The 11,694-nt window shown below is 68.7% G+C and carries 12 protein-coding genes; 5 read left to right on the top strand and 7 right to left on the bottom strand.

All coding sequences use genetic code 11. The annotated features are described in order from the left end of the window. Nucleotides 1-92 precede the first annotated feature (92 nt). A complete protein-coding gene (locus ACIBKY_RS01690; RefSeq protein WP_397093604.1) occupies nt 93-815 on the bottom strand; it encodes a PIG-L deacetylase family protein in 723 nt (240 codons plus the stop codon). A gap of 125 nt (nt 816-940) precedes the next feature. Between ACIBKY_RS01690 and pcrA the strand changes: the two genes are divergently transcribed. Next, entirely contained in the window at nt 941-3,157 is a 2,217-nt protein-coding gene (gene pcrA, locus ACIBKY_RS01695; protein WP_397095427.1) for a DNA helicase PcrA, read from the top strand. Nucleotides 3,158-3,405: 248 nt separating this feature from the next. Here pcrA and ACIBKY_RS01700 read toward each other — a convergent pair whose 3' ends face one another. Next, nucleotides 3,406-3,558 (bottom strand): hypothetical protein, encoded by a 153-nt coding sequence (locus tag ACIBKY_RS01700; protein WP_397093606.1) that lies wholly within the window; start codon nt 3,556-3,558, stop codon nt 3,406-3,408. A 253-nt stretch (nt 3,559-3,811) separates the two neighbouring features. Here ACIBKY_RS01700 and ACIBKY_RS01705 point away from each other — a divergent pair, with 253 nt between their 5' ends. Continuing rightward, on the top strand, nt 3,812-4,378 hold the full coding sequence (locus ACIBKY_RS01705) for an HD family hydrolase (RefSeq protein WP_397095429.1): 567 nt from the start codon (nt 3,812-3,814) through the stop codon (nt 4,376-4,378). Between the two features lie 197 nt (nt 4,379-4,575). Here ACIBKY_RS01705 and ACIBKY_RS01710 read toward each other — a convergent pair whose 3' ends face one another. After that, nucleotides 4,576-5,130 carry a MarR family winged helix-turn-helix transcriptional regulator gene (locus ACIBKY_RS01710; RefSeq protein ID WP_397093608.1) on the bottom strand — a complete coding sequence of 185 codons (555 nt, stop codon included), beginning with the start codon at nt 5,128-5,130 and terminating at the stop codon, nt 4,576-4,578. Between the two features lie 49 nt (nt 5,131-5,179). Here ACIBKY_RS01710 and ACIBKY_RS01715 point away from each other — a divergent pair, with 49 nt between their 5' ends. Then, nucleotides 5,180-5,905: an SDR family oxidoreductase gene (locus ACIBKY_RS01715; protein ID WP_397093610.1), complete on the top strand. Its 726-nt coding sequence runs from the start codon at nt 5,180-5,182 to the stop codon at nt 5,903-5,905. Between the two features lie 65 nt (nt 5,906-5,970). Here ACIBKY_RS01715 and ACIBKY_RS01720 read toward each other — a convergent pair whose 3' ends face one another. Beyond that, nucleotides 5,971-6,879, bottom strand: a complete 909-nt coding sequence (locus ACIBKY_RS01720; protein WP_397093612.1) for an oxidoreductase — start codon at nt 6,877-6,879, stop codon at nt 5,971-5,973. Between the two features lie 54 nt (nt 6,880-6,933). On the opposite strand from ACIBKY_RS01720, the gene ACIBKY_RS01725 reads away from it, so the two are divergent. Continuing rightward, a complete protein-coding gene (locus tag ACIBKY_RS01725; protein WP_397093613.1) occupies nt 6,934-7,353 on the top strand; it encodes a MerR family transcriptional regulator in 420 nt (139 codons plus the stop codon). Between the two features lie 67 nt (nt 7,354-7,420). On the opposite strand, the gene ACIBKY_RS01730 is transcribed toward ACIBKY_RS01725, so the two are convergent. After that, nucleotides 7,421-8,326, bottom strand: a complete 906-nt coding sequence (locus ACIBKY_RS01730) for a L,D-transpeptidase (protein ID WP_397093614.1) — start codon at nt 8,324-8,326, stop codon at nt 7,421-7,423. Nucleotides 8,327-8,466: 140 nt separating this feature from the next. Between ACIBKY_RS01730 and galE the strand changes: the two genes are divergently transcribed. Beyond that, nucleotides 8,467-9,450 (top strand): UDP-glucose 4-epimerase GalE, encoded by a 984-nt coding sequence (gene galE, locus ACIBKY_RS01735; RefSeq protein WP_397093616.1) that lies wholly within the window; start codon nt 8,467-8,469, stop codon nt 9,448-9,450. A gap of 261 nt (nt 9,451-9,711) precedes the next feature. On the opposite strand, the gene ACIBKY_RS01740 is transcribed toward galE, so the two are convergent. Then, nucleotides 9,712-10,578 carry a hypothetical protein gene (locus tag ACIBKY_RS01740; protein WP_397093618.1) on the bottom strand — a complete coding sequence of 289 codons (867 nt, stop codon included), beginning with the start codon at nt 10,576-10,578 and terminating at the stop codon, nt 9,712-9,714. Nucleotides 10,579-10,683: 105 nt separating this feature from the next. Next, nucleotides 10,684-11,574 (bottom strand): hypothetical protein, encoded by an 891-nt coding sequence (locus ACIBKY_RS01745; RefSeq protein ID WP_397093620.1) that lies wholly within the window; start codon nt 11,572-11,574, stop codon nt 10,684-10,686. Nucleotides 11,575-11,694 lie beyond the last annotated feature (120 nt).

Genomic DNA, 11,694 nt, shown 5'->3' on the forward strand with positions numbered 1-11,694 from the left:
CCGGCCCCGTGCGGGGTCGGAAGCGTCTCCCTGGAGGCCCTCAGCCCTGTGCGGTGGTGGGGGTGGGGGCGGCTGCGCCGTAAGAGATGGCCCTAAAAAGAGGTGGGAACGATCTGGAAGGGCTCGGCGGCGCGGCCGGTGGGGAGGCCGGCGGTGGCGCCGTTCTGGAGGAAGCGCTCGCGGACGAAAGCCTCGAATCCCTCGCGGTGCGACACCTGGCTCACGTGCGACAGCAGCGCCGCCACCTTGCGGTCGAGGGCGTCGGTGATGTCGACCCAGTGGTTCGGGGCGGAGCCGCCGTTGAGCCACACCTCGCGCACCGTCCACTCCGTCAGGCCCTCGTCGCGCAGCAGTTCGGGGAAGGCGTACGGGTTGCGCGCGTCGGGGTAGACGGCGTCCAGCGTGGCCCCGCCGACGGCGCGGTGGTCCGGGTGGCTCGGTGCGACGAACTGGTAGTTGCGGTCGGGATGGTGTGTGATGACCAGGTCCGGGCGTACCTGCCGGATCACCCGGGCGATGTCGCGCCGCAGTTCCAAGGACGGCACGACGGTGCCGTCGGAGTAGCCGAGGAAGCGCACGTCGGTCACGCCCACCGCCTTGGCGGCGGCGATCTGCTCGGAGCGGCGCAGTTCGGCCATGCCGGCGTTGTCCTGGGCGCGCTCGTTGCCGCCCGCGTCGCCGTCGGTGACGAGCAGGTAGGTGACCTCGACGCCCCGATCGACCATGAGCGCCACCGTTCCGGCCGCGCCGAAATCCGCGTCGTCCGGGTGCGCGGTGACCACCAGCACCCTGTTGACCTGGTTCTCCGCCAGCATGACATCCCCTTTCCGATCTCTCCATGGGCACAACCAGAGGGCCCCAGTCGGCATTCCGAGTCACGATTGTCGGTGGGGCGTCCTAACCTAGGGGCGTGCCGACCCAAGTCTCTCTAGACCACCCACTGCTCGACGGCCTCAACCCGCAGCAGCGCGAGGCCGTGATCCATCACGGCAGCCCGCTGCTCATCGTCGCGGGCGCGGGATCGGGGAAGACGAGGGTGCTGACGCACCGCATCGCCTACCTGCTGGCCGAGCGCAAGGTCCACCCGGGCGAGATCCTCGCGATCACCTTCACCAACAAGGCCGCCCGAGAGATGAAGGAGCGCATCGACAAGCTCATCGGCCCCCGCTCCAAGGTCATGTGGGTGATGACCTTCCACAGCGCCTGCATGCGCATCCTGCGCAAGGAGGCCAAGCGGCTGGGCTTCCCGTCGAGCTTCTCGATCTACGACCAGGCCGACTCGCAGCGGCTGATGGCGATGGTCTGCCGGGAGATGGACCTCGACCCGAAGCGCTACCCGCCGCGCGGCTTCTCGGCCCAGGTGAGCAACTACAAGAACGAGCTCATCGACTACGAGACCGCGATCGACCGGGCGAACAACCACCTGGAGAAGACGCTCGCCCAGGCGTACAAGGCCTACCAGCTCAAGCTGACCGAGGCCGGCGCCATGGACTTCGACGACATCATCATGAACACGGTGACGCTCTTCCAGCTCTTCCCCGAGGTGGCCGAGCACTACCGGATGCGCTTCCGGCACGTCATGGTCGACGAGTACCAGGACACCAACCACGCCCAGTACATCCTGATCAGGGAGCTGGTCGGCCACCCCGAGCTGAAGACGGCGGACGGCGAACTGGTCCGCACCGGGTCCGACATGTCGGAGCTGTGCGTGGTCGGTGACGCCGACCAGTCGATCTACGCCTTCCGTGGCGCCACGATCCGCAACATCCTGGAGTTCGAGCGCGACTATCCCGACGCGCGCACGATCCTGCTGGAGCAGAACTACCGCTCCACCCAGAACATCCTGGCCGCCGCCAACGCGGTCATCTCCCGCAACGAGGGCCGCAAGCCGAAGAACCTCTGGTCCGACCAGGGTGACGGCCCCAAGATCGTCGGGTACGTCGCCGACAACGAGCACGACGAGGCCATGTTCGTCGCCCAGGAGGTCGACCGGCTGTCCGACGAGGAAGACGTCAAGCCCGGCGACGTGGCCATCTTCTACCGGACCAACGCCGCCTCGCGGGTGTTCGAGGAGATCTTCATCAGGACCGGCCTGCCGTACAAGGTGGTCGGGGGTGTGCGCTTCTACGAGCGCAAAGAGGTCAAGGACCTGCTCGCGTACCTGCGCGTGCTGGCCAACCCGGCCGACGTGGTGTCGCTGCGCCGCATTCTCAACGTACCCAAGCGCGGCATCGGCGACCGCGCGGAGGCGATGGTCGAGGCGCTCTCCTCCCGGGAGAACATCACGTTCTGGGACGCGCTGCGCCGCGCCGAGGAGGCCTACGGCATGGCCACCCGCTCCCTGAACGCGGTGCGCGAGTTCGTGGCCATGCTGGAAGAGCTGATCGCCAAGGCCGAGGGCGTCCCGCCGTCCGCGCTGGCCGAGGAGATCCTGGTCGCCACGGGCTACCGCGCGGAGCTGGAGGCGTCGGAGGACCCGCAGGACGAGTCGCGGCTGGAAAACCTCAACGAGCTCATCTCGGTGGCCCAGGAGTTCGAGGAGGCCAACCCGGAGGGCACGCTGGTGGAGTTCCTGGAGCAGGTCTCGCTGGTGGCCGACGCCGATCAGATCCCCGAAGCCGACGGCGGCCAGGGCGTGGTCACGCTGATGACCCTGCACACCGCCAAGGGCCTGGAGTTCCCGGTGGTGTTCCTGACGGCGATGGAGGACGGGGTCTTCCCGCACATCAGGTCCCTGGGCGAGCCCAAGGAACTGGAGGAGGAGCGCCGCCTGGCCTACGTGGGCATCACGCGGGCGCAGCAGCGCCTGTACATCACGCGCGCGGCCGTACGCAGCTCATGGGGCGCCCCGTCCTTCAACCCCGCCTCCCGCTTCGTCAACGAGGTGCCGGCGACGCTGCTCGACTGGCGTACCGACCCGGAGAAGTCGGCCAGGACCGCCGCGGTCCGCCGCGACCCGACCCCGGCCCCGGCCAAGAAGAGCTCTCGCGCGGTCCCGAACCTGACGCCGGGCGACCGGGTGACGCACGACGCGTTCGGCCTGGGCACGGTGGTGTCGGTGGACGGGGTGGCCGAGCGTACCAAGGTCAAGATCGACTTCGGGAGTGGGGGAGAGAAGACGCTGCTGCTGGCGTACGCGCCCCTCGAAAAGCTCTGAGGGCATGGGCTGTCGCTTCGCTCCGGGCTGGTTGGTGTGGGGGAGCCCAGCTCCCCCACACCCCTTGCCGGAGGTCTTCCGGCCCCCGGTCCCCGGGTGTGGGCCGGGCACGGTGGGTGAAGGGCGCGTAGGGGCGCGACGCGCCTGAAGGGGTCGGTTGAACAGCCCAGGCCCCCGGGCGTTGTCCCGGCACGGGATACGGGTGGGCTGGTTCCACGGGCGCCCCGGCAAAGTGTGGGGATGACCGCTCACGCTGTGAACGGCTGAAGGTCCTCCAGCGTCACGAGCAGCTGCTTGGCGAGGGTGTACTCCAGCCGGTGGAAGCCGTCCGGCGGGATGTGCAGTTCCCATTCCACCTTCACGAGGCCCTGCGGGGACGGCTGCACCGCGTCGCCCACCACGCCGTACGGCTCGGCGGACCGCGCGGTGTAGCCGCGGGCCGCGCGGCGCAGCCGTGGGCAGGTGGCCAGCGCTCCGGGGATACAACCGCGGCAGGTGGGTGGCGCATCAGTGGCGGAGACTCTCGAAGGCGAGGCCGTACGAGCGCTGGACGAGAACGGCCTGTCGCAGCAGTCGCGGTGAGAGCTGGAGGCGGTCGTCTACGCTCTGCGCATGATTCGTCGAGGCTGAGAGGAGACCTTGGTGTCGGACGACATGACGAGGCTGACCGGCTTTCTGCATGAGATCGGGCTGCTCAAGCGCTACAAGCGCACGGGATGGCTCATCGCGGGGGTACGTGATCCGGAGAGCGTCGCCGACCACTCCTTCCGCACGGCGATCATCGCCGGCGTGATCGCAGCCCTGGAGGGAGCCGACCCTGAGCGGGCGGCGTTTCTCAGCCTGTTCCACGACACCCAGGAGAGCCGCGTCACCGACATCCCGTACATCGGCAAGCGCTACCTCAAGGCGACGCCCAACGAGCAGGTGACGGCGGATCAAGTGCGCGGCCTGCCCGAGCCGGTGGCGGAGATGATCGAAAGGGTGGTGGGTGAGTACGAGGAGAAAGCCAGCCTCGAAGCCGTCTGCGCCCGTGATGCCGACAAGCTGGAGTGCCTCATCCAGGCAACCGAGTACCGGGAGCAAGGTCACCAGAACGTTCAGCCGTGGATCGACAGCTCCCTTGCGGCGCTCAGGACTCCGAGCGCGAAGCGCCTGGCTGATGAGGCACTACGGACGGGAACCCTGGACTGGGTGCGCCGCATCCTCGACGGTGACCAGTGACAACTGGTCGGACTGCGGCAGGACCGTTGCGGAGGAGGTCCACGCCTGTGCTTCCCATCGCGCAGAGCTGACGATGGGCCCGGCCTACCTCGAGCTCACCTGGCGGGCTGGCTGAAGAAGGCCCCGGGGCGGAGGTGTCCGACAGGGTTTCGGGACAGACCGGGCCGGATTCGTCCACGCCGTTGGCTCGGGAGCGGTTACGGTCCTGGGGCGTCGTCGCCGACCTGGCCGGGGCGTTCGTCGGCGTTGAGGTGTTCGGTGAGGCCGTCCAGGAGGTGGCGGAGCAGGTCGGTCAGGAGTTCGCGCTGGTCTTCGTCGAGGTGGGCGACGAGGGCGTCTTCGTGGGTCAGCAGGGCGTCAACGGTGTCCTCGACGAGCCGGTGACCGGCATCGGACAGGGTGATGGTGTGGGTGCGTCCGCGCGGGCCTCGTGTGGTGCGCACCAGGTCCGCCTTCTCGGCGCGGGTGACGCGCTGGCTGATGGCGCCCGCCGTGACCAGGCAGGAGGTGCTCAGTTCCGCCGGGGTCATGGTGTACGGCGGGCCGCTTCGCCGCAGCGTGGACAGCAGGTCGAGGGTGGCACCGTCGATGCCGAGCCGGGCCAGCGTGCGGCGGCGCTCGTCGCCGAGCAGTTTGGCGGCGCGCCAGACGCGGGTGATGATCCCGATCGACGCGACAGGGGTGCCGGGGCGCTCCCGGCGCCAGGCCAGTTGGATCTCGTCGACGGCGTCGGGGTTGCTGTGCTGGGTCACGTTGCCTATCGTACAAGGAGAAGTTTAGGTCTAAACAAGGAGTCTGAAGATGACACGTACGGCCGTGGTGACGGGTGGCGGCACGGGGATCGGGAAGGCTACGGCGGCGGCTCTGGCAGCCGGCGGGCTGGACGTAGTGATCACCGGCCGCCGCCGGGACGTCCTGGACAGAGCGGTGGCCGAGCTGGGTGACGGGGTGCGGGCCGTGCCGTTCGACGCGACGGTGCCCGCCGAGATCGAGGCCGCGCTGCCCGAGCTGCCGGAGAGGGTGGAGGTACTGGTCAACAACGCGGGCGGCAACACCGACTTCGGGCGTGCCGGGGACCCGGGCCTGGCGGGGCTGCGGGCGGCTTGGCTGGCCAACCTGGAGGCCAATCTGGTGAGCGCGGTGCTGATGACGACGGCGCTCACGCCGCGGCTGGCGGACGGAGGCCGTGTCGTCACCCTCGGATCGATCGCCGCGGCCAAGGGCGCGGCGGGTTACGGCGCGGCCAAGGCCGGGGTGCTCGCCTGGAACGCCGAACTGGCGTTTCAGCTCGGCGGTCGCGGTATCACCGCCAACGTCGTGGCGCCGGGGCTGGTCGAGGAGACCGAGTTCTTCGGCGACGGGCTGGGCGAGCAGCGCCGTACGGCGCTGCTCGCCCAGACCGCGAACGGACGCGCCGGTCGGGTCGGCGACGTCGCCGCCACGATCGCCTTTCTCGCATCCTCCGGCGCCGGTCACATCACCGGCCAGGTCGTGCACGTCAACGGCGGGGCGTACCTGGGCGGCTGACGTCGCCGGCGGAGCCCGGCTCCATGCCTGTGCGCCCTCGCCGTGGCGCGACTCAACGGGGCCGATCAGGTGAAGACGTCCATGCCGGTCAGCTTCGCGGAGAGTTCCCAGAGCCGCGCGGCGCCGACCGGGTCGACGGCCCACGGCTTGACACCGCCGACGAGCATGTCGTCCGTGGTCGCGGGCGCGGCGACCGCGCAGTCCTGGAGGTAGGTGCCGCCGAGCCCGTCGAGCGCGGGCGAGGTGGCCGCCCACGTCGCGGTCGCCGCGCCCTGCGCGGGCGTCTTGAACCCCTCCGCGGGTCGCCCGTCGGCCGTGATCCACCCCTGCGCCACCTGCTCCTCGCGCGAGATGTGCCGCTGGAGTGGCGTGAGGATACTCCCCGGATGTACGGCATGCGCCTGGATCCCCATCCGGTTCAGGTGTACGGCGAACAGGGCGTTGGCCGTCTTCGACTGCGCGTACGCCAGCCACCGGTCGTACCCGCGCTCGAAGTGCGGATCCTCCCACCGCAGGCCGGACAGGAAATGCCCGGACGAGCTCACCGACACCACCCGCGTCCGCCCCGGCACCAGCGCCGGTCGCAGGTGGTTGACCAGCGCGTAGTGCCCGAGGTGGTTGATCGCGAAGTGCGCCTCCCACCCGTCCCCGACCCGGGTCTCCGGCCAGGCCATGATGCCCGCGTTGGCGATCACGATGTCGAGAGTGGCGACCGGTGGGGAGAACGCCCTGACGCTCGCCAGATCCGCCAGATCGAGCGCCAGGATGTCCACCCGCCCGGTCCCGAGCAGAGCCCGTCTGGCCAGGTCAGTCCGCCGGGCGGGCACGATCACCCGCGCCCCCGCGCGGCTCAACGCCCGTGTGATCTCCAGCCCGAGTCCCGAGTACCCGCCGGTCACCAGCGCGTTGGAACCCCGCAGGTCCATCCCGGTGAGCACTTCGTCGGCCGTGCTCCATGCCCCGAATGTCGTCATGTGGAGGAGGCTAAAATCTAGAGTGTGCTCTAGGTCAAGCTAGGAGAGGCCCATATGTCCCTGACGATCGGCGAGGTGTCACAGGTCACCGGCCTGAGCGTGCACGCCCTGCGCTTCTTCGAGCGCGAGGGCCTCTTCCTGCGCGACATCCCCCGCACCCTCGGCGGTCAGCGGGCCTACGAGCGGTCCGACGTCGACTGGCTCCTGCTGTGCAACAGGCTGCGCGAGTCCGGCATGCCGATCGCCACCGTCAAGCGCTTCGCCGACCTGGTCCGCGAGGGCCCCGGCAACGAGCCCGACCGCCTGGCGCTCCTGCGCGAACACGAACGCCAGGTGGAGGCCAGGATCGACGACCTGCGCGCCTGCCTGGCGGTGATCCACGACAAGGTCGTCATCTACGAGCACCACGTCAAAACCGGCACCGCCACCGGCCTCTGGTCCCCGCCACTCGCCGCGGAACCGCGACGACCCTAGACAGATCTGCCTACGATGCGCGAGCGTGCCGTTCAAGGCGCTCGACGGCTGAGGTCGTCCCGGGATCTCAGCGGGGCAGGGCGCTGCCCTTCTTCCATTCGGTCCAGTTGAGCTGCCAGTAGCTCCAGCCGTTGTTCCAGCCGAGCTTGCGCTTCGTGCCGGTGATCTTGATGACGTCGCCGCGCTGGGCGATGCCGTAGAACCACTTGGCGCCCGCGGGGGTGGCGCGTACGCAGCCGTGGCTCTGGTTGCTGCGGCCGAGGAAGTGGTAGTAGCCGGCGCTCTGGTGGACGTACTCGCCGCTGTCGGAGATCCGGACCGCCCAGGGGATCTCCTCCTTGTAGTAGCGGGGGTCCTTGGGGTCGGTGACGCCGAGCCATGAGGAGGTCATGGTCTCGATGGGCTTCTTGTTCATGGCGAGGTGGATGCCGCTGGTGGTCAGGTAGACGTCGACGCCGTTCTTGACCAGGCCGCCCTTGCCCGCGCTGATCGGGATCTTCTTGGCGAGCTTGCCGTCGCGGGTGACGCGCATGACGTGCTTGCGGGTGTCGACGACGGAGATGTTCGCGGGGCCCACGGCGAAGCGCTGGGTGACGTCCTTGACGGACTCGTTGCCGGCCAGCTTGCTGAGCTGGGCGGTGAAGGTGACCTTCTGGTGAGGCTTCCAGTAGAACTTGGTGCGGTAGATGACCTTGCGTGCCGACACCCAGCGCCAGGCACCGTCCACCGGCCGCTCCGACCGCACCTGCAGCAGCGCCTCGACCGCCGCCTTGTCCTGTACGTCGCGGTCGAAGGTCACGATGATCGGGAAGCCGACGCCGACCTTCTCCTTGTCCTGCCCCATCGGGGTGATGTCGGCGATATCCAGCTTTTTCGCAGCGGCGGCGGTGACGGCTGCGGCGGGCTTCGCGTGCGCGACAGAAGGTACGGCCGACAGGCCGCATGCCAGCGCGACGGCGACGAGCAATCTCACTTGGGTACTCCGGGGACAAGAGGGTGGTGCGTTCCAGAAGTAAGACAAGTGACGGGCGGGGTTGGTGCGTCCGGGCCGTGTAACGATCTTGCAACGGCTCTTGGCGCGGCGCTTGGGCCGCGGTGGGTAGGGTGCGGGCTGTGCGAGTACTCATCAGCGGTGGAGCGGGTTACATCGGCAGCACGATCGCCTCGGCGTGCCAGGACGCGGGCATCGCCCCGGTCATCCTGGACAACCTGGTGACCGGTCGCAGGGAGTTCGCCGAGGGGCGGGACTTCTACGAAGGCGACATCGCGGACGGCGCGCTGATCGACCGGATCTTCGCCGACCACCCGGACATCGAGGCGGTCATCCACTGCGCCGCGCTGATCGTGGTGCCCGACTCGGTGGCCGACCCGGTGGGCTACTACCGCGCGAACGTCTCCAAGAGCCTCGACTTCGTGGACCACCTGCTCAGGAACGGCTGCCGCCGCCTGATCTTCAGCTCGTCCGCCTCGATCTACCGGGCGGGCGACGACTTCACCGTGGACGAGAAGTCCGGCCTCGACCCGCAGAGCCCCTACGCCCGCACCAAGGCGCACTGCGAGGCGATGTTCGCCGACATCGCGGCCACACAGCCGATCGACGTGCTGTCGCTGCGCTACTTCAATCCGATCGGCGCCGACCCCAAGATGCGCACCGGCCTGCAACTACGCCGGCCGAGCCACGCGCTGGGCAAGATGATCGAGGCGTACGAGCTGGGGGAGCCCTTCCAGATCACCGGCACCGGCTGGCCGACCCGCGACGGCTCCGGCATCCGCGACTACATCCACGTCTGGGACCTGGCCACCGCGCACGTGGCCGCGCTCAAACGGTTCGACACGGTCATTTCACACGCCCAGGTGATCAACCTGGGCACGGGCGAAGGCACGACCGTGCGGGAGCTGGCGGACGCGTTCAACGCGGTCGTGGAACGGCCCGTCGAGGTGGTCGAGACCGGCGCCAGGCCCGGGGACGTGGCCGGCGCCTACACCCGTAGCACGCTGGCCGGTGAACTCCTGGGCTGGACGGCCGAGCACTCGGTCGCCGAGGGGATCCGGCACTCGCTGGAATGGGCGCGGATCCGGGACACACGCCTGGCGTGAACGCCGTCGGCCGGTCAAGGGGGCGGCGTCACGGCGGGGACCACGTGAGACTGCCGGGCGGCGCTCGAGGCCGGGCATGGGTACGGCGGGGCGCGGTGGGCGCGGCCCCGCCGTAACTGCGAGAAGGCAGCCGTAACTGCGAGAAGCAGTCGTGCCCGCGAGAAGTAGCTGTGACTACGTGCGGCGGTCGTGACTGCGAGCAGCGGCAGTGACTACGAGCCGCAGCTATAGCTGCGGCTCGTAGTCGCCACCACGGAGAGGCTACTTGGCGACGACGTCGCCGTTGGGCAGCGTCAGGCCGTCGGGGATCTCGCTGGTGCCGTCCTTGAACTCGGTGGTGACCTCGTCGGCGGGCGGTGCGGTGACCGTGACCTTGGAGCCCCAGCCGGTGTAGCGGGTGTCGACGCTCAGCGTCTCCTTGCCCTCGGCGTCCATGCCGATCGCGGCCGGCGAGTACGTGGTGACCAGGCGCTTCGGCAGGCCCTTGCCGTCAAGCTGCAGCTTCCAGCTGATGACGACCTTCTGCTGCTTCTTGCCGGGCTTCTCGAAGAGCGAGGCCCGGTACCAGGCGGAGACCTTGTTCAGCTGCCCGACCGTGATGGCGCCCGCGTAGCCACCCTTGATCGCTTTGCCGCTCTTGAGCAGGGTCTTCAGCGTGTTCGGCTCGGTGATGTTGACGATCTGGCCGTAGAGGCCGGTGAGCCCGCCGGTCGGGCCCTTGGGGAACTTGATCCACGTCTTGTCTTCGGGAAGCAGGGTGCCGAACATGCCGCCGGAGATGTACGACGTGGTGCCGATACGGATGGTCCGCTCCGGCGAGAACAGGCCCTTGAGCAGGTCGGGCGCGTCCTCGGGCAGGTCGGACTGCTTGAAGTTGAACTTGCCGGTGATGTCCGAGGCGGCGAGGCCGGCCTTGGAGAAGGCGAAGGTGCCGGTGCGGCGCATGAAGATCTCGCGCTGGCCCCGGTTGGAGAGGATGGTGCGGTCAATGAACTTCACACCGGTTCCCGCGACGAACTGCTTCTTGAGCGCCACGACGGGATCCTTGGGCGCTGCCGCCTGAGCGGGAGCGGCGGTGAGGGCTGCGGCGGCCACGGTGAGGGCGACGCCGGCGAAGATGCGCTTCATGGGGCCGAAGCTTGGCAATCGGAGATCACGGCAATGTCTCCGCCAACCCATCTGTTACGGGAGTTTCCATGCAGAAACCATGCAGAACTCCGGCCCCGTGAGCCCCTACTGCACCGTGCCGTCGTCGCTCGGCGGCACCGCGACGTAGTCCTCGTCGATCGGCGTTGGCGGCTTCAGGATGTGGTCGACCAGGTCATCGAGGCTGATGATCGACTCGGCGGTCGGCGTCTTGACGGAGATGTCGGCGCCCCAGTCGGAGTACCTGGTCTCGGTCGTGCCCTTGATGGTCGCCTTCTTGGTCAGCGGCATCGTCCAGTCGATCGCCAGACGCTGGGGGAGCTGCCCCTCGCCGAGAGTCAGCCGCCACGAGATGCGCGACTTTCCGATCTCGCCGTACGAGATCCCGGGCATCAGGGTGCGGAAGGACGGCGAGACCTTGTGCAACTGGGCGAAGGTGAGCGAGCCGCGGTAGCGCGGGCCCGTGTGCTTGCCGGTGGCCAGCAGGTGCTTGAGCGTGGCCGGTTCCAGCACGTTGATGAGCTGGTCACCCATGATCGCGAAGGACGGGTCGCCGTCGCCGCGGATCCAGAACTTGTCGTCGGGCAGCGCCCTGGAGAAGAGCCCGCCGTGGATGTAGTAGTGCTTGCCCGAGCTGACCATGTACGTCCGCTGGGTCAGCAGGTCGACCATGTCGGCCGCCTTCGGGTCCTTCTTCGCCTGGGCGGCGAACTGCTTCTTGAGCACCGGGCCGAGCACCGGGGTGCGTTCGCCCTCGGCGGCGACGACGCCCTTCGGCCCGAAGGCCGCGGCGCCCTCGCGTACGACGCCGATGTAGTCCTGCTTGTCCACCCAGGTACGCGAGGTCTCCTTGATCCTGACGCCCTGACCGGCGACGAACTGCTTCTTGAGCGCGTCGACGGGTTTGACCTGGGCGAACGCCGGAGGAGCCACGACCATCGCGGCAGCCGCCGCGGCAACGGCGATCAATCGCCTCATTTATGCCCCCTTATTGACATGTGCCAGGGCATCATCGCGGGGTGAGATCACCGTCACATCACGGGATTCGCGTGACCCGATGACCTGGGCAGGTCAAGCTTGGGGCTAGGCTTCGTTGGC

Source organism: Nonomuraea sp. NPDC050394 (assembly GCF_044459065.1).
Taxonomy (GTDB): domain Bacteria; phylum Actinomycetota; class Actinomycetes; order Streptosporangiales; family Streptosporangiaceae; genus Nonomuraea.

Excerpts from the sequence above, each read along its gene's own strand:
- ACIBKY_RS01690 (WP_397093604.1), bottom strand. The coding sequence starts at position 815 with ATGCTGGCGGAGAACCAGGTCAACAGGGTGCTGGTGGTCACCGCGCAC.
- ACIBKY_RS01705 (WP_397095429.1), top strand. The coding sequence starts at position 3,812 with ATGACGAGGCTGACCGGCTTTCTGCATGAGATCGGGCTGCTCAAGCGC.
- ACIBKY_RS01715 (WP_397093610.1), top strand. The coding sequence starts at position 5,180 with ATGACACGTACGGCCGTGGTGACGGGTGGCGGCACGGGGATCGGGAAG.
- ACIBKY_RS01720 (WP_397093612.1), bottom strand. The coding sequence starts at position 6,879 with ATGACGACATTCGGGGCATGGAGCACGGCCGACGAAGTGCTCACCGGG.
- ACIBKY_RS01725 (WP_397093613.1), top strand. The coding sequence starts at position 6,934 with ATGTCCCTGACGATCGGCGAGGTGTCACAGGTCACCGGCCTGAGCGTG.
- ACIBKY_RS01740 (WP_397093618.1), bottom strand. The coding sequence starts at position 10,578 with ATGAAGCGCATCTTCGCCGGCGTCGCCCTCACCGTGGCCGCCGCAGCC.
- ACIBKY_RS01745 (WP_397093620.1), bottom strand. The coding sequence starts at position 11,574 with ATGAGGCGATTGATCGCCGTTGCCGCGGCGGCTGCCGCGATGGTCGTG.